The organism is Bacteroidales bacterium (genome assembly GCA_031275285.1).
In the GTDB taxonomy this organism is placed as follows: Bacteria; Bacteroidota; Bacteroidia; order Bacteroidales; family UBA4181; genus JAIRLS01.
The window spans coordinates 15604-37231 of the sequence record JAISOY010000061.1; the positions used below are offsets into that span (position 1 = coordinate 15604).

The following is a 21628-nucleotide window of genomic DNA, read 5'->3' on the forward strand; positions in this document are numbered from 1 at the left end:
TTATTATCCGCGCTCCCAAATCGTTACGGACTACTGAAATAAGCCTATCATTTGCAATGAAATTTATTTAATTATCAATTACTTGCATTTTTTTTTGAGTTCTTTAAAAAAAAATATATCACATGTATTAAAAAAAAACATATTTTTGCAGGACAAATAATTGATAAATGATTCAAAAGCACCATATGATTCAGTCTCTGTTCTCTTCCTTTTGGGGAGGTTATTTCTTTTACTTTTATTTTAGCCGGATAATGGTTCGGGAACGGAATTGATATGTGTGTATAAAAATAAATCAGTGAATCCCGAAAGCAGATGTTTTCGGGATTTTTTATTTAAAAACGGATGTGTAAGGAACAAAAAGAGATCAAAGCAGCCATAATGGGCGGATATGGAACCTTCCATGAGATAGCAGCGCTTCATTACTTCAAAGATGTAGAAGTAGAAATCATCCCAAGTGAATCATTTGATGATCTTTTTCGTCTGATGAAGCAAGGAGCTGCACAACATGCAATATCAGCGATAGAAAATTCAGTGGCAGGAAGTATCTTACCTAATTATAATCTGATCAATAATTCTGATCTCCAGATAACAGGGGAGATTTATCTGAGGGTATGCCAGAATTTAGTAGCCCTTTCCGGACAGACCATTGACGATCTGCATGAAGTTTATTCACACCCGATGGCTATCCTGCAATCCAAGCCTTTTTTTGATAAATATCCACATATTAAACTTATTGACGGACGCGACACGGCATCTTGTATGCGTGACATCAGTGTCAACGGATTGAAAGGAGTAGGTGCTATCGGCAGTCGTTACGCAGCAGAGAAATTCGATCTGGAGATATTGTCAGCAAGTATCGAAACCAATAAGAAAAATTATACCCGTTTCCTGATTTTAACCGATAAAGAATATCTTCCCAGTAACAAATCATATAATAAGTCTTCCATTTCGTTTGCTTTGGCAGATGAAATAGGAAGTTTGTCGAAAGTATTATCTATTTTTTCGTATTTCAATATCAACCTTAGTAAAATTCAGTCTTTACCCATTATCGGGAAAGAATGGGAATATCTTTTTTATGTTGATCTTGAATTCTCTAATGAAGAGATATACCGGCAATCGCTGGTTTCAGTAGCACCTTTTATCAGTAACCTGAATATTATGGGAGAATATTGTAAAGGAAAAGTAATCTCTGAATAGTAAATAAACATTAACTAAAATAGTAAATAATTATATAATGGAAATCAATTTAAATATATCCGAACCTTTAATTCCTGGTATTGATTGCACTAAGCCGATAATACTGGCCGGTTCATGTAGTGCCGAAACAGAAGAGCAGGTAATGGCTACGGCACGACAACTGTCTGAAAATGGGATCGAGGTATTCCGTGCGGGAATCTGGAAACCCCGTACCCGTCCGAATGCTTTTGAAGGAGTTGGTTCGATCGGATTGTCCTGGTTGAAACGGGTAAAAGAAGAAACCGGAATGAGGATTGCTACTGAAGTGGCTAATGTAAAGCATGTATATGATGCTTTGAAAAACGGAGTGGATGTACTTTGGATCGGTGCAAGAACTTCAGCTAATCCGTTTGCCGTACAGGAAATAGCTGATAGCCTGAAAGGGGTAAATGTTACTGTCCTTGTCAAAAATCCTGTAAATCCTGATGTCGAACTATGGATTGGGGCACTGGAAAGAATAAATGCAGCCGGGGTAACCCACCTTGGCGCTATACACCGTGGTTTTTCCAGCTACGGAAAAAGCGAATACCGGAACGAACCACACTGGCAGATCCCGATAGAATTGCGTCGTCGTGTTCCGAATCTTCCGATCATTGTGGATCCGAGCCATATTGCCGGAAAGCGTGATTTAATAATGGATTTATGTCAATCTGCACTGGATCTCAATTTTGATGGATTGATCATTGAATCACATTGCGATCCGGATAATGCATGGAGTGATGCTGCACAACAGGTTACTCCCGAACACTTAGATTATATTATTAAAAATCTGGTGCTTCGGTCTCAGGACGTTGATAACAAAAAGGCAGTAACATTGGAAGAATTACGAATGCAGATTGATAAACTGGATGATGAAGTGTTACATCTGATGGAACAAAGAATGGCCATTGCTGAAAAGATAGGTTTTTTCAAAAAGGAAAACAATGTTACTATTTTCCAGTCTAACCGATGGCAGGAATTATTGAAACAACGGATCAATATCGGTTTGTCGAAGGGATTAAGTACTGACTTTGTTCAAAAGATTTATACAGCTATCCATGAAGAATCTATTCAACATCAAAAAGCGATCATGAATAAAAAATGATATTATATCAGTCAATACCTGAAAAAAACAATAGTTTTCCTGGACTTGGAAAACTATTGTTTTTTTATTATGCCCAATAATTTTGATTTTTTAAGTAGAACAGATATCCATTACTACTTCTTGATAACTATGCCTGGGATGACCTAATTAGGTTTGTTCGGAACACGGTATACCGGACCAGTATCCGTACGTGGTTTTATTAAAATGGATTTTGTTGCACTACCCTGGCAACCGTTGTCATCGGTTACAGTTACAGATACGGTTTTCGTTCCGGTATCGCTCCATGTAAAGTGTTCCTGACCGGTAGTTCCGGCACCTTCCATGGTACCACCCGTACCGGAAGCGATTGTCCACTGATAAATATCATAACCGGCATCGGTATCGAATATTACGCGGTCACCGATACAGGCCTCGTCAACACTGTTGATGGCCGGAGTAATATCAGGACAGGCTTCGGATACGAAAATATTTACTCTTGCAGTGTCGCAGGTTGCAGGCATATTGGAACATAATGTGTAAGTAAAGCCATCGGTGCCGATATAGTTCTGATCGGGAGTATATGTAAACGTACCATTAGCTGCATTGAAGGTCAGCTGACCGTGGTCCGGTTGCCTGATAACAGTGGCCGTCGGAACAGCACCCTGTGGGTATATATCGTTTTTCAGGACACCCTCAGCAGTATTGGATACAGTCAACACATCGTTTTCAACCACAACATATATATCAGGAAGTGCCACATGATGACCGGCAGAAATCTCATCGGATAATACCGTAATATGAACTTGTGCTTTAGTACAGGCACCGTCCGGATCACATATCCGGTAAGTAAATGTATCAACACCAGTAAATCCTGCATTGGGCGTATAACTGAATGTATTGCCGTTTTGTGTCAATGTACCTCCGGATACTCCCGAAACAAGTACAGGTGTAGATAATGCGTCACCATCAGGATCTATATCGTTCTTCCGTACATCGGAATCCGTCAATGATTGTCCCATTTTGATAAGATAATCATCATCCTGTGCAACAGGCGCACGATTAGTAGAAGTCCTTGCATCCAATATAGTGATACGTAACCATGCTGAAACTGTAAATCCGCAATAATTGACCACGGAGTATTGAATACTGTCTTTTCCTGTGAAGTCTATGTCTGGCGTATATGTATAGTTGCCATCTTTTGTTACTGTAATATTTCCGTTTTTCGGAGCAGTATGACTTGATACTGTTTGTACTGATCGGTCACTTTCGAAATCGTCCCAGACAAAATTACCGGTAACACTTTGGTTGACATAAGTGTATATGCGGTTATCCACAGCCTGCGCGAAATTGAACTTTTCACTGATTTCTATTCCTTCCAGTACCGAAGTACAACCGTTTGCATCTGTAAGCAATACATTGTATGTACCTGTGGAAAGTCCCCGGATAGTATCAGCACCGGCAGTTACGGGTATAGTGGTCATCCCGCCGTCCATGCTTAATGTTAAGGGTGATGCATCACCTTTGATCGACAGGTAGATATTTCCGCCGTCCATGCCGTTACATGTTGCATGATCAATACCGGTCAAACTAACTGATACTCCTGTCGTATTGATAATGCGGACTGTGTCAGAAGTTTCGCATCCGTCTGCGTCTTTAGCAAATATTTTATGTAATCCGGCACTAAGGTTAACCATTTCAGGTGAGTTGGCCATTGCTACCCAGCCTTTTCCATTTAAACGGTAACTATATTCAGGGGTTCCCCCGGTAAGCGTAATACTTGCCGTGCCGTTTGTATTACAGGCCGATGGCGTAACCTGGCTGAGCATCATTTTCAGCCCGGAAGTCGCTGTTATTTCTACTTCACCGGCTGTAGCGATACAGTTGTCAGCATCCATCACATTGATCACATACCTTCCGGCCGGGAAACTGGTGCCGAGCACTCCGTCAGCCGGAAGAACAGCATAACTACCGTTATTTATCTGGTAACGATAGGGCGAGACACCTCCATTCACCCGAAGTTTAATAGAGCCATCGCTACTTGTACAGTTTCCTGCGTTACCAGTCTGAACGGTTGCACGGAGATTACTGTTGGCCGGATTCAGATTAACAGGATTACTGACAGATGGGGCACAACCCGCATAAAGTTTATCTTTAACATATACACGATAACTGCCTGCAGTAAGATTTTCAATCAGGCCATTCGCCGGAAGGTCAGTATATGTTGCACCACCGTCGATACTGTACTGGTAGTCGCCACTACCGCCTGTTACGGTAAGCATGATACTTCCGTAGTCTGTCCCGCATTCGGGTAATGAAGTAACGCTGATCGAACCTATTTGCGGCATTTTGTTCACATTAACACCAAAGTACACTCCTTCGGAGTCACAGCCTGATCCGCTGCTCGCAATAGCCCAGTATAACGTTCCTTCCTGTAGCGTCACATAGAATGGTGTTTGGCTGGAAAGGAAGGTCAGGCTGCCGTCGGATTCTTCCCTGTAGAAGGACATTGTACCGCTACCGGTTGTTTCCCTGAAGAAATGACTCAGCTCAACCCGTGTGCCTTCGCAAACAGTAGTGTCACTGTTGCCGGTAAGTTCCAGCACAGGTATCTGGTTGACACGTACCGGGAAATATGTCCGGCTCAGTTCCCTTGGCGGACTGGTTGGTAGGCTGTATTGCGCCCATACGGTATAGTCGCCTTCTTTCGGCCACACGACCCTGGCTACATTTTCGTTGACATAGTTCACTTCGGAAGAACCTTCGAGAGGGATACGTACCGGCGTGGCTCCCGATACGCCGTCGGGCTTGATCACATTCCATTTGTAAGTCTGCATACCCGGAACGGTGTGATAATACGAGGTGTCGGCCTGGCAGATGGTGTCAGTACCCATGATGGTAGCCAGCGGGAAGATTCCTGTTTCGCAGAACGCATTCCCCCTTACCACGACTACCAGTTGTTTTTCCAGTTCAATATAAACGCTGTCGAACAGGAAGTCCATCGTATCCGAAGGAGCTACGAGTGTCGAAAGGTGCACGAACGAACGTACTAATGTGTCGTCCGGAGTGAGTGTGCTGCTGTTGTCCCTGTCCACATAGAAATCGAAGAAGAGTGAATCGCCGGCATAGAATTGTGTTTCCGCTTTCAGGAAAATATCCCCGTACCACAGGTCGTCAATTGTCCTTCCAAAACTGGCATCGGTAACACTGAACCTGTAACGTTCCACATCCATTGTCGGATAAACGCCTCCGCGCGTGGAGTTGAAAGCGCATTTTATGCCACGACACTCAGCAGAGTCGGTGTAGATAATCTCGCTATAGAAATCGTATGTGCCGCAAAGCGCGCCAATTGCATGGAATTTAAGTTCAACAATGATTTCATCACCTTCCTTGAGGCCGGATAATACCGGCAGGCCGAACTCAACTCCGAACTGATCGATAATGGTTGTTATATGGCTTCTGTCGGGTGCGTTTTGTACCGGCTTATAACTTTCCGGTACTACTGTCATTCCTTGCGGTATCAGCGCCACCATAGACTCTTTCTCGCCGGTAAGCTGGTCGCCATGTACTACCGCCCGCAGCTGCCATGTTACCGTGTCATTGGTATTGTTGGTTACCATGTTGTGGCTGAACGTACTGAACAATTCGTATGTGTTCAGGTTCGCAGCATCCTGCTCGGTATAGAATATTGCCGTGGGAGCGGTAATTACCGGTAGTTTATTATCGCATCCGTCCGTGGCATAGAGATAGAAGTCCATGGGCGAACCGCTGTAGAAATCACATTCGGCAGCTACGGTTATCTGTACCTGCAACGAATCGCCATGTTGCAGTATATCCGGTAAATTCCATGTTGTTCCGGTAATATCGACCACAGAATCCGTCAATTCCGTCCATACACCCGAATTGTAGGGTTGCATTACAGATGCGCCCTTTATGGTCAATCCTGAGGCGTAGGTATCGTGCAACCTGAGTTGGAGATTGCTCAGGTCGCCCTCTTCGGTCGCCTTAATTTTCACCACATACATGGTGTCAACGCAGATTCCCTGATAACCTGACGGTTGATCTATCACTTCAAGCGATACATCGGTAAGCACCGGATGTATTTGCAGGAATATGGTATCGGCAATATAACCACATACGGGCGAGCCATTATTAGCCATATCCCTTGCTCTTACAAACAATTTGACAGTGGTTCCTGCTTCCGTCGGGCCGGGAGTATAAGTTACATCCGCTACAAGGGCGCTTGGCGAAAACTGTGTTGTTACGGTTTCGTTCAATACTCCGTTTTTGTCATACCAACCATACCACATTTCGCCGGTATAACTCGAAACGGCATTTAACCTGACGGTGCTGTTGTCACAGACACTCGTTCCGTCCGGCGCTTCGATATGCAGGGTTGGTTTCGCTAATACTTCTACTGTGATGTATTCCTGCATACTCGTACAACCGTTAACTTTGCTCTTAGCCTGCACGAAGTAAGTATTCGTTCCTGCCGGAGGCGTTACGGCAGTCGGATCGGCTATTTCTGTCGTTCCATCGATATCGAGGAAAGTATAATCTACCATATTGTCATCAGGGATCGCATCCGTCAGATCCACGACAGTGCCTTCGCATAACATTTCCGGATTGGTCACATTAAACACCGGTAATGCAAATCCCGTGATTTTAATCATTTTGGTCGTGCTCAGGCAACCATTCGGTTGGGTAACTGCCTGCACATAGAAAGTGGTGTCGCCGGCGGCAATCATCACAGCATCGGGATCATCAACGGGAGTTACCCCATCGTTCTGATAGAAATTATATGCTGCGGATATATTGGACGCAACTAATTCTGCCAGATTGAAAGTGTGTTCGGCACAGACGGCGGTATCTCTCACCGAAATTACCGGGTTAGGGTTCGCAATGATAGTGAACGTATAAGTTTCGCCGTTGCAACCTCCTGCCTTCGCTAATACCGTGATGGTAGCCGTATCGGGCAATGCACTGGTATTGGTTACCGTAAATGCCGGTATAGAGGACGATGTTCCGCTTGCCGCCAACCCGATACCTGTTTTGTTGTTTGTCCACACGTATGTGGTTCCTGCCATCGTGCTGTAGAAAGTTACCGGCAATGATTCGTTCCCGTGGCATACTCCCTGTTCGGGAACATCGAAGGTTACAACCGGTATCGGTTTCCCGGTAACGGTGATCATCTTCATTTTCATCTCGCTCTTGCAACCCGTCGAATTATCGGTAGCCTGCACGAAATAAATGGATCCTGCAACCGGAACCCTCACGGCTTCGGGTGTAGCTACGGGCGTTTCCTGGTCATTTTCGTAGAAAATATAGGTCAACGAAGGATTTACAGGTACGGTTGTCCGCAGATCCACTGTTTCGCCCGGGCAAACAGCATCCGGATCGGTTACAGTAAAGTCGGGAGTTTCGTTCACGGTAAGGCCGGTGAAACTTGCTGTCCCCACACAAGTGGTCGAATTATCGACAACTTCAAGGTCTAACTGATGCGTTACATTATAATCCCAGTGAACTACCACAGAGTCAAGGTCAAACTCAACGATACTACCGCCTGTGATCGACCATGTATAAGTATAGCCGGTAGCATCACCCGGTAAACCGGTTGCCTTATAGGTTGTCTCTACTCCTTCGCATACAACGGTTGCACCTGTGATGCCCGGTGTGGGCGGGATTTGTACTGTCACAACGGAAGCCTCACTCAATTCGCTTTCGCAACCTTCGGCAGTGAATCCCTGTACGGTAAAGCTACCTGCCTGTGTTTCATCTATGGTAATGGTAGCTGTGACGGCAAATGCTACACCATCCCTGTACCACTGGTAGGTGTTGTAATCCGACGCTTCCAGCGTTACGCTGCCGGTGCTGCAAATATGGCCGTTGTCGGGTGTCATGGCAACGGACGGAGCCGCCGGTTTCGGGCCAATCAGTATTTCGGCCTCATTGCTTTCAGAATTGCCGCAACTTGATTCCACCACATATTTCAATTTCTTACCATGATCGGCGTCCGTAAATCTCTTGGTTGTCAGGTCAACGCGCACGCCGTCGAATAGCCAGTATACATCGCCTCGTGTTGCGCCCCGGTCATTAACAATCACTGTTCCAGGAGTCAACAAACCGCCCGTGCATACCGTGAAATCATCGGCAATGCCGAGGATAACCGGTGGAGCATTTACCGTAACGGCTACGCCGATTGTGGTATCATTGCCGCAGGCAGAAGTAATGAAATAGCTCAATAAACTGCTGTTGTCGGCATATGTGAGGTCGGTCGTTGCCGGATCAAACGGAAGATTGTCCAGCAACCAACCCTGGCTAATAACAGGCGTACCATATTCGGTAACCACAGGTATTTGCGGGGTTATTTTATTGCCTTCGCAGATGGCGGCAGGAACTGTAACTATGCCTATTGTGGGTTTGTCGGTTACTGTAATATTGATGCTTACCGTAGTTTCGCATTTCGATGCCGTATGTACCACTTTCAGTTCAAGCGTCGGAGCGCCGCCCTGTTCCCATCTTACATTTACGGAAGCATTAATGTTGCTGCCTTGTATGGTACCGCCGCTGGCAGTCCATTCGTAAATGTAGTCTGCCGGGTTTCCGGTGAGGCCGCCAATGGTGTAATTTTCAATCACATCGTCGCATACGGAGATTGAACCTAAGATAACAGGCACAAGTGCAGCCTGTACGCTAACTGTTGAAGGTGCGCTCAATTCGCTCTGGCAACCGTCGGCGCTGGTTCCCTCCACGGTATAACTTCCCGTTTGGGTTTCGTCAACGGTGATGGTTGCGTTGGTGGAGAATGCTACGCCATCCTTGTACCACTGGTAAGTGGCATAGTTGGCTGTAGAAAGGGTTACGCTTCCCGTACTGCAGATAATTCCGTTGAGCGGACTCATCACGATGTCGGGAGCTGTCGATTTGGCTTCGAATTGCAGCGTTGCTTCGTTACTTTCGAAAGTTCCGCAATCCGATTCCACCACATATTTCAGTTTTTTGCCTTCGTCGGATGATCCGAATACTTTAGTAGCGAGGTCTACCCGAACGCCGTCGAACATCCAGTAAGCATCGCTCACCGTAGCGCCGCCGGTTACAACAGGCGTGGTGATGGTCAACCGCGTATCTAAACAAACGGTTTGCGGGTCGGCAATATCCGTGATGCGGACGGCATTCACCGTGATGGCGACTGCCAGCGTGGTATCGTTGCCGCAAGCCGAAGCTGCGTAATATTGCAGCATCTTGCCGTGGTCATCATAAGTAACCGCAGTGGCCGGATCGAATGCCACTCCGCCGAGTAGCCAGCCCTGTGTGGTGACGGGTGTTCCGCGTTCAGTAACGGACGGAACCTGCGGGCTTATCTTACTGCCTTCGCAAACAGCAGCGAGTGCGGTGATGCTACCTAGCAACGGTTTAGCATGAACGGTAATCCGGACGCCTTCGCTGATGGTTTCGCCTGATCCGCTTATTACTTTATATTGCAGTATTTTATTGTTATCGGTATAGGTCATTGTTGTCATAGCCGGATCGAATACCACTCCGCCGAGTAGCCAGCCTTTACTGACCAATGTCGCTCCGTGGAGATCGTAATCCGGTTCGGTTACTATGAGCAAATCGCCTTCACATACAGGAGCGGGCACAACGGGCTTGTCCACTGTAGGCTTACCTATAACGCTGATGATAATACTTGTACTTGCCGAACAGCCATTGCTATTGGTGACAGTATAGGTGATTTCATGATCACCTTCGCCGGCTATGGCAGGATCGAAGAATGCTTTTCCTGCACTGGTTACCACGCCTAAGCCTGAAAAATCAGTATGAATGACATCACCACCAAAAACAGGAGTTCCGGTAAGGATGAATGTTCCTGAAGCGATACCTACTACCGTTTGTGTGTTGGTGATTTCCGGTTCGGGAGCCTGTAATACGATAACCATTACCGAATCCTTGCCGGCGCAATTAACATCTGCTATAGAATATACAATCCAGTGTTCGCCGGTTCCGGCTTCAACAGGATCGAACATGTTTCCGTTCATTCCGTTACCGGTTAAAGTACCACCGGCAGGATATACATCAATGATGATGGGCGCTTCGTTGGAACAAATGGTTGCCGGAACATTGCTGAATGAAATATCCGGAGCGGGCAATACATTTATTTCAATGCTGTCCGCATTTGGGCAACCCTTATTGGTCACCGTATAGTATATCCGGTGCTGGCCGCTTCCGGAAAGAACAGGATCGAATGTTGAACCGGTTACGCCGTTACCACTGAATGTGCCACCTGCCGGAATTGCCGTCAGGGTTATCGAAGCATCGAACTGGCATATAGCCATGTTGTCCGTTGTGGTAATATCTACTGCTACTTTCTGCCCTACGCTTACCGTGACTTTCACCCGGTCGCTTTCGCAAAGGTCTTCGGAACTAACGTTGACCCAGACTTCGTAATCGGCTGTCAGTGCCGGCGTTTCAAATGTATCGCCCCTGCCGAGCAGGTTGCCGTCCGTAGCAGCATCCCACCATTTGAATTCGGGGTTGGCAACGGCTGCTGAGGCTACGGTGAGTATTGCCGTTTCTCCTTCGCATATACCGACATCTTCTGCTGTCGGCGCAGGAGCTTTATCTGTCGCAAGCCTGATTACCACCGGATCGGATGTTTTTGTGCAACCTGCCTGGGTGGTTACCGTTACGGTATGTGTACCCGGCGCTGCATCCTGCACACGGGTGGTGGCGCCGTTTGACCATATGTAGCGGTACGTCTGGCCATTCGGGGCTTCGTTGGCACTAAGGGTTATCTGCTCACCAGGACATACGGTGAATGTTCCGGCAGGTGAAATAATAGCTTCGGGAGTAAGATTCACCGTTACCTTAACGCTTGGTGAATATACCTTGCAACCTTTATTGTCGGTAAATACCATCATGTATTCGCCGGATTCGGTTACAGTAAGTTGTTGCCATGTTCCAACCGAAGTGGTGTCGGTTTCAGTCCAGCGCACCCATTCGTAAAATCCGGTGGTTGAGCGGCTACTGGTGAGTGTTACACTACCACCTTCGCAGAAGGTAGTGGTACCGCTGGTAGTAATGGACGGGGCAAGCAATGTAGAGCCGTCGCGAACTTCAACGCGCTGCGAAGTAATTTCGCACAGTTCGCCTTCCACAAGCGCGGAAACCGTTACGCGGTAATAGCCGGCCTGGGTTACGATAATGCTCTTGGTGGTTTCGCCGGTGTTCCATTTATAGGTAACGTCGCGTCCCTGCGAATCGAATGCTTCGAGTTTCACCCAGCCGCCTGCTTTGCAAATACTGACGGGGCCGGCAGGATATACTTCCACAGAGGCGGATGACAGGCTGCTCAGTTCGAGTGTTTCCGATCTGTTGCTACAGCCTGTAATCGTATCGGTAATTGTCACTGCATAATTACCATTTTCGTCTATTACGATACCGAAGGTGTTTCCGTCAGGGTAATTCTCCCATACGCCTGGCGAAGTCTCCCATGTCCAGTTATACTTATACAGGTCGGATTTGGTGGAAATAAGCGCTACCGTGAGGTCGGGACAAATATTGTTGGAACCGACCACGGTAATGTCGGGTTGGCGTGGAGCCATGTTCACGTAAATATTCTTGTTGGGCGAACGGAAGACACAACCCTCGGGATAGGTGATCTCTACCCAGTAGGTTTGCGTACCGAAACGTGCCGGTGCATCATAAACAATGGAAGATGTGGTTTCGGTCGTGTTCCATAAATAAGAAGAACCGGCAGGTGCATCAACTGAAAGTGTCAGCTTATCGCCCTGGCAGATGGTATCCTTTGCGGAAACGATCACCGGCGAATAAACGGGTTTAACCGTAACGTCGATACTGTCTTTCTGGACGCAACCGTTCGCATCGGTTACGGCAACAATATACCGGTCTTCGACATTCGCATAGATCGACCGGGTAACAGCTCCTGTATTCCACAGATATGCTTCGCCGGCTGTTACGGTAAGCCTTACCGAATCGTATGCACAGATATTCAGGTCGCCATTGGCAGAAATTACCGGCTTGGTGGTCGCAAAATCCGTGATGTATATCGTATTGGTGGTTTCAACACAACCACTCGTGCCCGTTACTTCGGCATAATATGCGCCTGCCGTTGTGGCGATGAACGTATCGTTGGTCCATGCAGGATTGTTGTTCCATACAAATGTGCTGCCTGCTTCGGCGCCATCTATAAAAAGGGCAATGCTTCCGCCGGGGCACAACTGGGTTCTGTCGTCTTCCGACCTGGCAAATACAAAATTGTCCGCCAGCATCACTACCATGGTATCCGATACTGCACTGCAAGTAGTGGCATATTCAACAGCAACTACATATTTTCCGGTATCGGCAAGTGTAATGCTACGGGTTTCCTCGCCGGTATTCCAATAATATGCCATCGCTGCGGTTGATTCCAGTGTTACCAGTGTTATCTGGTTGGGGCATATCCTGATGGTGTCGTTGGTAATCGTAAAGTTGGATGAAATAATCGGTTTTTCCGGGGCTGCTGCCTCAGTTACCGTTACCGGCGCCGATACGAACTGGCATCCTTCGGCAGTGGTAATGATGACGGAATAGCTTCCGGCTGTTGTAACATTGATATCCGGGGCTGTTTCTCCGGTCGACCATCTGTGAGTGTATGATTCATCCACAGGCGTTACCATCAAAGTAAGCGGTTCGCTGCCGCAGATCACGGCATTGCCGGCATCCACTATAGGAGTGATTTCTTCCACGCCGGTTACTTCAATCGCATCGGCCTGTACGGCACAGCCGTTGGCGTCATAAGCGACGGCCGAATAACTTCCCGTATCGGCATAAGCCACAATAATACTCTGCGTGGTTTCGCCGTTGCTCCATAACCATGTATCACCCGCGCTGATGCTTAATGTTACCGTTGTACCGGGGCACAAATCCAATTGTCCGGATACGGCCTGTATTTCGGGTTGGATGGTTACGGCCACTTCAGTGAGTGCAAAATCTGCCGTTGATGTACAACCATAAGCATCCTCCACCTTAAGGGTATAGGTTCCCTCAGCGTTCACCGTAATGGCTTGCGACTCCTCACCGGTCGACCAGGTGTATTTCGTTGCATCGGCAGCGGTGAGCGTCACGGAACCACCTTCACATAATACGGGATGCGATGCGGTGATGGCTGCCAAGGGGATTGTGGAGTTGTTCGAATTAACGGTTATTGCAGGTGCAGCAAACTGACAGCCCAATGTGTCAAGTACGGCATGATATACACCTGTTTCGCCGGCCTGTACTGTTGTGCCTGTTTCTCCCGTAAGGATAGCGCCGTCCTTATACCACTGTATGTTGCCTGTGTGCGGCGCCAGTGAAAGGGTAACAGGCGTGTCGTAACATATGGTCAGACCATCGGGATATGAAATTTCGGGGCGAACGTCGTGTACGATGATTTCCGCTGAATCGGCCGTAGCCTGGCAACCGTTGGTATCGGTGATGCGCACGGTATATTTCCCGGCTTCCGATACGGAGATGGATTGTGATGTTGCACCGTTACTCCATTGATATGCTGTTGCTCCATCGTTGGCTGTTAAAGTCTGACTGATTCCGAAACATATTTCCGTTGTTCCGGCCGGTGTGATCGTTGCTACAGGAGCGACGGCTGTTCCGTCGATCAGTGTAACCGGATCGGAAGTAGCCTGACAGCCGTTAATGTCAGTGATGGTTACTGTGTAATTGCCGCCCTGGGTTAACCAGACGGTTCGGGTTGTAGCACCGTTACTCCACAGGTATTCGTGCGACTCGCTCGAACGAAGGGCAACCGAACCGCCAACGCAAATCACGTTGGAACCTTCGATGGTAATGACCGGTTGCGGTATGTTTGTGATAAATTCGGCATAGAATACGGCTGAGGTATCCACGCAACCTTCGGCGGAACCGAAACTGACCAGGCGAAATTCGCCTGATGTGGAAACCTGTATGTATTCATCCGTAGAATGGTCTCTCCAGTCTGCTCCGTCATAACGTTGCCATTGCCGGCTATTGGCAGGCGAAGCGGTCAGCACGAGTTCTTTACCCACACATATAGGCATGACGCTTGTGGTCGAAATGACCGAAGGTTCCAGATCAAGACAAGGAGGCACGTAACAGAATACAGCTGCATCCGTGCTTTCTCCGCCGCGATAGTAACCGCCCGTGGGTTCGCCAAGCGATACATCGTCGATACAATCCTCAGCTATACCCACGCTTTCTCCACCGCCATAAAAGTTTTCGCCCGTGAGCGATTCCTCAAGTGTGTGACAGGCCGTTTCGGTAAGCATGATGCGTGACGAATCGCCGTTGAACATGCTGCCACCGGCCGATTCGAGCTCGAAACAGGAAATGGCCATCACACGCGAAGCGCCGCCTACAAACAAGGTGCCTTCGCCAAGCAACATATTGCTGCATGAAAGTATTTCCATATAGCTGCGTCCGCCCTGATACATGGGCAGGTCTACGTCGATGATCGCAGGTTTCTCAAGGCAGTTCACATAATAATCGTTGCTTGCACCGCCTTTATATATGCCGACTGTTTCACCGTCCGGAGTTAGTTGAACCGGCATACCGCAATACACGGCATCGCCATAATTTCCACCTCCTGTATACGGTGTGGTTTCACCATCGGATAAGCGCATGGGTTCAATACAATCCAAAATCACAATAGTGGCGCTGCCACCCTTGTACAATCCGTCTACTGTTTTGCCATCCACACTGAGTATTACATCGGGTTCGCATCCCATCAACGCATCGTTGGAATCACCGCCCTTGAAAATGGAAGATTCTTCGCCGATAACAGTTCCATCAGGAAATTGATAACAAGCCATGTTCATGTATCGTGAAATGCCGCCCAGGTAAATGTTGTTTTCAGCGGCTATTTGTGCAGATGCTTTATTGGTGAAAAACAAGGCAAAGAAGATGATTCCGATTAACCTTATTGCGTTGCCGGATCCCGGAGGATTTTGATCCCCCCGAGGTCGTATTACTTTGGATAATATGTGCAGATGATCGTACAAGGCTTTTGATATTCCGGCTTCTTAATAAATTTAATGCTGTAATCTGAGTTTTACGCCTCCGGGATACTTTGCTGATATGATACTAAAGTATCTGTCGATTTAATTTTCCGATTAAAACTCATACTCCATCAATTCTTTTATTTTCCCGTATTGTATTTTTTTTAAAATCGTGCCATGTAACCATATTTTCTACATGATTAAAATGATTAATAACCACATCCCATTTCAATGGTAAGGTGAAATATTTTCGAAAAGTTCCACCATAATTTATGGCATAATTAGGCCCCGGAGGTTTTTAAAGCGCCGTTCTTACACCACGGCCGCCAACAGCAGGACTACGTGCCGTACCGACATTATTGATAAAATACCTGTCGGATATCCTTGCACGGGCAGCCTGGTCGAGGTAACTACCTCCCCTGAAACCCAATCCGGCGCCGGTAACACCAGGCCAGCCGCCGCTAATCGGCAGGTCGGGCGTCGTGCCGATGCCAATTTCACCGTTGCCATGTCCGCCGGCAAATGTACGTCCGAGCTGTATGCCTATTGAAATACAACGTTCCCAGAGGTTACCCGACATTTCCATGACTCCGTAATAGCTTCCGCCCGATTTTTCGCGGCTGCTCACCGGGGTGGCAAAAGCGCCTGCCCGCAATGGGCCGTCAATATTGGCATTGGTTCCGCCGCCGACAGTGGTAGTGGTTCCCGCCGCGGTAGCTACGGCACAATTGCCGGTGGCATTCGAAGGCGCTTCGTTGGACATACCCTTGTTCGAAAAATTGGATGTATTATTGATGGTTGTCGAACCCCAGGCATATTGCGGCCTGAGTGAAGCTGTTCCGGGAACGGCTTCCGTGCCGCGGCATACTTTTTCGAACTCAAGTTCGGTCATCGGCCGAAGTCCCGCCCATATCAGCCATGCGTAAATATCGTTTGTGTTCAGGTAATTGCAGGGCAAATAGGCTGCCGTGGCGGAAGATAATTCATATTCGGCAGGATTGTCAGCCGTACCGGTACCGGTTTTTTTAGTAATGGCATACCGCCCTGCTGCTGTGCCGGAATAATGGTAAGTGCCTGCATTTTTTACCGATACGAGATTCTTGTTCAGGAATTGCACATACTCGCCCTGGGTGATTTCATATTTCATGCAATAAAAAGCGCGGAAACCTTTGGGATAGGCGCCCGGTATGGCTGTATAATATGCTGTTGTAAAATAATTGGCATTGCTGCTTGCTATAACGTGGTTAGTCAGGGAAGTAGTTCCGGCATTATCGGGAGTAACCGGTTTTACTGTATTATGACTGGATAACATGGCCTGTAAGCTTTGCCTGTAAGTTTGATTTGACGTAGAATTATAGTAAATCCATGCGTTTGAGAAGTTTCCCGGCACTGTTTCTGCAGATACTGTAAATGGAGCATCAGCCCGTGCGGAATTGGTGGTAAGATTTGAACGGTTTATTGTAAAATGTCCGTCGGAAGTATAATCACCCAGTAAAAAGGCTCCTTGGGGTATATATACCATTTCGGTAGCCAATACGCACACTTCCACCTGTTCTCCGCCGGTCAATCCGTTCTTTCCAAAATCCCAGTTCAGTTCAACATCCGTAAAGGCAATGGTACCATTACCGGGCTCCTTGCGGTATATAAAAGCGCCCACGCCAACGGTGGTATTCGTGCCACTCACTACAGCAACAGAATTGCCTAAACTAAGCAAAGCATTGTCGGGTACTTTATGGTTACCCGCCGTTGTGGAGATATAAGCGTGGTTCCAGTTATCACCCGGCAGGGTACGGTATTTGATAAATACCCATGCGGCGTCGTAATTAGACGGAGAGTTTGCTGCGACTTCCAACCGCCAGGAATGATCCCAGGTGAGTGAAAATTTTACCTGAGCACTTTTTTTATCAGCATTGGTGGTTACTTCCGTATTCAATACCTGGATCCCACTGCCAAATAAAGGGAATCCCCCAACCAGGAAAAGTAAAAAAAAGAATAAATATTTCTTAACCATAACTCTAAACTTTAAGTATTGCATTATTATTTTGACTCAATAATTCCTTTAACATATTTTAACCAATATTAAGCATACGAATATAAACAATAAAAGTTACCAAAATCCTAAAGGAATTTAAAATTTACATTAAAACATATAAAAATCTTTAAGTCCTGAATAGGTATCTTAAGACGTTCTTTTCGACATTGCTCTTATTGAACAATAGCTTGTCTTAGGCAAAGAAATTGATATATACTAAAACCTATTTGTAAAAATAATTGTTTATATATTATAATAGTAATCGGATGTTTGGTGTCAACAAAAAATATAACCTTCCATGTATAAAAGGATCAGTTGCTATAAATTGAAACTTATCCCGGATTTGATCGTATAATGAAATAATTAATTAAAATTCAGCTTAGAATGAATCGTATTTTACAATATATAATAGTGTTGTTGTTTTTACCATGCATCGTAGTACATGCTAAAATACTCAGGGTAAATAACGATGGCAGCATTCAGGGTGTATATGCCTCTTTTTCTGCTGCAGTAGGTGCAGCAGTTAATAATGATACCATACATATTGAAGGATCTGTAACTCCGTATACAGGAAATGTAACCATCAGCAAGCCTTTGGTGATTATCGGCCCGGGTTATTTGTTATCCTATTCCCCTGAAACACAATTTAACAAACAATCAGCCAAGATTAATTTTGATATTACGTTTGCCTCCGGTAGCGAAGGATCGGTACTTGCAGGAATTGAACATTATAATATGGGTGCTACTACTGGTTTTCAGATAAATCCGACAGGGCATACCGGGAATAAAGTGATCATTAATACCGGCAATATAAAAGTAATCAATTGCAAGTTGTATTTTTTACAGTTGAAAAATGATGTGGCTATTAGTAATGTTTCATTGCAGAAATGTTTTTTTAACCCCGGTGTAGTATATGTTAACGGAGGAACGGCATTAGTTTCCGGATTGAGTATCAGTAATTGTTTTTTCCGTAACGATAACGGTAATTGGTCGGTCATTCACGGAGCTGACGCCAATACTTCTTCTGGCTGGAGGATCAGTAACAATACCTTTTACTGGGCATACCGGTTAACCGTATATCGTTCCCAGATATCCGACAATGCTTTTTTTACCACCAACAGTACCAATGTGTTAAATGCAGACGAAACCAATACATACACCAATAATGTAATGAATTATGTGATTGGCGGAATGCAGAACAATCTCAATGGGAATATTGTCACTAATCTTGGTGTGGAATATTGGTTTTCCAGATCCGGGAATAGCGAGCTTTTAGATACTTATTATACTTCAGCCACCAACGGGACGGATTGTCCGTTACGTGACTCGGCAGAACCTGCTAATGACAGGAAACAAAAAGGAATGTACGGAGGTGGGACCCCGTATGTTAAAGCGGGGATGTTCAGGGCTCCGTCCGTATATGATATACAGATGGACAACGAAGTGGGCGATCAGTTTGACATGACCATAAGGGCAAGGGTACACTGATCATTATTTACTTTACCCGAGAGTTATCGAATAAATATAATATAAAATCAATAAATTTTCAAAATGAAGAAGTCTTTAATCATCCTAATTTGTCTGATTACCGGTGGATATAGTGTTACCGCTGCCATATGGAGAGTGAACAACAATCCGGGGGTAGCATGTGACTATACTAATTTCACACAGGAAGTAATAGATAATGCTTCCGCAGGTGATACGATTCATATTGAAGGATCCGTGACCCCATATAATGCGACAGTCCAAGTGGACAAAGAGTTGTATATCCTGGGTCCGGGTTATGACCTTACAGCCAATACCGAAACCCAGCATTATAAACAATCGGCAAAAATAAATAGCATTAAATTTTCGTCCGGTAGTGAAAAATCAGTTTTGGCAGGAGTGGAGCATATGGCTCATGCCCAGGCTACTACTACAGGTATTACTGTGGCTATTACCGGGACTACCTGGACCGGGCCGCGCATTACAGTAGCTGCGAGCAATATAAAAATCATTAATTGCCGTTTGTACTGGATCGATATCGACAACAGCGGAACAGGAGAACTGAAGGACATCGACATTAAAAAATGTTGGTTCAGTCCGGGACTGGTCAGGACAACAACTGCGAACGGAGCCAATATCTTAGGCCTGAATATCGGGAATAATTTTTTCAGGAATCAACATGCCACATCTGCGTATTCTACTATCATTCTGGACAGCAACACCACGGCTAATATTATCAGTAATACCTTTTACGGGGGATTTGTCGTTACAGTGACCAATAGCAGCACAATCAACAATAATGTATTTTTTAATATCTCCAATAAAGTGGCGACTGCACTGACCAATGATCCGACCAATTCTTATAACTACAACATATTCAATGTTGCAAGTCTGGGCGGAATGATCAATGCGCAAAACAACAATGTACAAAACCTGGAGACCGTTCCATTGAACTGGTTTTCCGGCTCCGGAGGGAACGAATTAGTCGATGCGTATTTCTCTGCAAAAAGCGGTTCTCCTTCACCTATTATCGATGCAGGTGGTGTAGCAATCAATCAACTGGGAATGTACGGCGGTTTGTCTCCATACAACTTATCCGGTCTTACTTCCATTCCGGCAGTTTACGAAATAGTAATGCCTAACGAGGTGTCGGCTGACGGATTTGATGTAACCATCAAAGTCAGGGCACACTGATACAAAATATTATTAGCTGTTATCATTCATGAAAGCAACCATAAAGAACAACAATAGAAATAAGAACATGAAAAAGATTTGTATATATATATTCGTATTGGCCGGTTTTTTTGCATCGCAAAATCTACATGCAAAAATATGGCGTGTCAATAATAATCCCGGTAAAAGTTGTGATTTCACCAATCTTACCGATGCTTTACGCTCCAAAAATGTATCGGAAAAAGATACGATCCATATCGAAGGATCCGTAACGCCTTATGGTAAGGATACCCAAACTGCGACCAATTGCGATACCATAAGACAAAAACTGGTTATTATCGGTCCCGGATATCAGTTGAGCAGTAATGCCGAGACGCAGCATTTTAAGGAATCTGCAAAAGTAAAAACACTGCATGTCGCTTCTACAGCAGCAGGAACCATCATTGCCGGTATCGAACAGGTGGCGCCTAATGTATCCGCCAGTTATTATTCGGGAACAGGCCTTGTGGGAGCCTATAGGGTGGTTAGTACCAGTTATTATGCTTCAACTGTCGGCTGGGGTGACAATGCCTTATTTTACAAATTGAGGATTGAGGCAGACAGCGTAACGGTTTCCCATAGTAAGTTGTTTTACGTGGACCTTTATAATGTTAACCGTGAACTTAAAAACATTACCATCACCAAATGTTTCTTCAATCCAGGGTTGATCGCTGCCGCTGCCGGAGATAAACAGGTGACCAATGTCATTATTTCCAATAATTATTTCAGAAACGAGTGGAATATTGGTAACTCCTATTGGAATACGATCTGGTATTCGAATCTGGTGATCGATTTCAGGGGTGCTACGGCTTACGGACAAAATACCAATAATTTTACCATGTGGTCCAGTGATATATGGCTTTTTCCTGTCATTAATCCGGTCATACAAAACAATACCTTTTATAGCTCCTTCAGTATCCTTGCCAAGGGGTGCCAGGTATATAACAACCTGTTTTTCCCGACAAACGCATATTATGGTGGTAGTCTGGTTAACTACAATATGTTCGGGTTATTCCAGAGCATAAGCCGACCACACGTTACAAGGAACAATATTGTTTATAACGCTGTAGTGTGGGGATCTCCTTCGGCAACTCCTGCCGGTGCAGACAACAATAATACCAACAATTATGGTGGAATGATGCCGGGTATAGACGGAAATAAATACAGTAGCCTTGCCGAATCAAACTGGTTTGCGGCTACCACCAACAGGGCTAACCAGGTATATGACAAAAGTTATGAATTAGGTTCAAGTTCTCCTGCACTCGATGACAACAAGGATGTTACGAAGCAACGTGGTATGTTCGGAGGTCTTGCTCCTTATGTTCTTTCTGGTTTATATACAATTCCGGCGGTATGGGATATATCTATCCCTACTTATCCTACGGGAGAAGTGCCGTCTACCGGTTTTGAGGTACGGGTAAAGGTAAAATCCCATTAATTTACCTGAACGTATTTATCTGTGGTATTTTCCTGTTCTTGTTTAATCAGGGAACAGGGGTACTGCAGATAAATATTTCATTATATGGGCGCCCGGCTCAGGATATTTATTCCTTTCCGGGATCTGTACCCGAAAATACT

7 protein-coding genes are annotated in these 21628 nt (G+C 45.8%); 5 read left to right on the top strand and 2 right to left on the bottom strand.

Annotated features, from left to right (window positions below; all coding sequences use genetic code 11):
* Positions 1-342 precede the first annotated feature (342 nt).
* Both LBQ60_05740 and LBQ60_05745 read left to right on the top strand, forming a co-directional pair.
* Positions 343-1197: a prephenate dehydratase gene (locus LBQ60_05740; protein MDR2037407.1), complete on the top strand. Its 855-nt coding sequence runs from the start codon at positions 343-345 to the stop codon at positions 1195-1197.
* 37 nt (positions 1198-1234) lie between these two features.
* Complete coding sequence (locus tag LBQ60_05745) at positions 1235-2320, top strand: bifunctional 3-deoxy-7-phosphoheptulonate synthase/chorismate mutase type II (GenBank protein ID MDR2037408.1); 1086 nt, start codon at positions 1235-1237, stop codon at positions 2318-2320.
* A 143-nt stretch (positions 2321-2463) separates the two neighbouring features.
* Here the strand turns inward: LBQ60_05745 and LBQ60_05750 are convergent, their stop codons facing one another.
* Together LBQ60_05750 and LBQ60_05755 are read right to left on the bottom strand one after the other, a co-directional pair.
* Positions 2464-15216, bottom strand: a complete 12753-nt coding sequence (locus LBQ60_05750; GenBank protein MDR2037409.1) for a tandem-95 repeat protein — start codon at positions 15214-15216, stop codon at positions 2464-2466.
* A 403-nt stretch (positions 15217-15619) separates the two neighbouring features.
* Positions 15620-17332, bottom strand: coding sequence for a formylglycine-generating enzyme family protein (locus LBQ60_05755; GenBank protein MDR2037410.1), 1713 nt, complete (start codon positions 17330-17332; stop codon positions 15620-15622).
* Between the two features lie 405 nt (positions 17333-17737).
* Here LBQ60_05755 and LBQ60_05760 point away from each other — a divergent pair, with 405 nt between their 5' ends.
* The 3 genes from LBQ60_05760 (at position 17738) to LBQ60_05770 (ending at position 21488) form a co-directional block, all read left to right on the top strand.
* Positions 17738-18841, top strand: a complete 1104-nt coding sequence (locus LBQ60_05760) for a hypothetical protein (protein MDR2037411.1) — start codon at positions 17738-17740, stop codon at positions 18839-18841.
* A 63-nt stretch (positions 18842-18904) separates the two neighbouring features.
* Positions 18905-20032 (top strand): hypothetical protein, encoded by a 1128-nt coding sequence (locus LBQ60_05765; protein ID MDR2037412.1) that lies wholly within the window; start codon positions 18905-18907, stop codon positions 20030-20032.
* A 67-nt stretch (positions 20033-20099) separates the two neighbouring features.
* Positions 20100-21488, top strand: a complete 1389-nt coding sequence (locus tag LBQ60_05770) for a hypothetical protein (protein MDR2037413.1) — start codon at positions 20100-20102, stop codon at positions 21486-21488.
* Positions 21489-21628 lie beyond the last annotated feature (140 nt).

Coding starts and splice junctions, on each gene's coding strand:
- LBQ60_05740 (MDR2037407.1), top strand. CDS start 343: ATGTGTAAGGAACAAAAAGAGATCAAAGCAGCCATAATGGGCGGATAT.
- LBQ60_05745 (MDR2037408.1), top strand. CDS start 1,235: ATGGAAATCAATTTAAATATATCCGAACCTTTAATTCCTGGTATTGAT.
- LBQ60_05755 (MDR2037410.1), bottom strand. CDS start 17,332: ATGGTTAAGAAATATTTATTCTTTTTTTTACTTTTCCTGGTTGGGGGA.
- LBQ60_05760 (MDR2037411.1), top strand. CDS start 17,738: ATGAATCGTATTTTACAATATATAATAGTGTTGTTGTTTTTACCATGC.
- LBQ60_05765 (MDR2037412.1), top strand. CDS start 18,905: ATGAAGAAGTCTTTAATCATCCTAATTTGTCTGATTACCGGTGGATAT.
- LBQ60_05770 (MDR2037413.1), top strand. CDS start 20,100: ATGAAAAAGATTTGTATATATATATTCGTATTGGCCGGTTTTTTTGCA.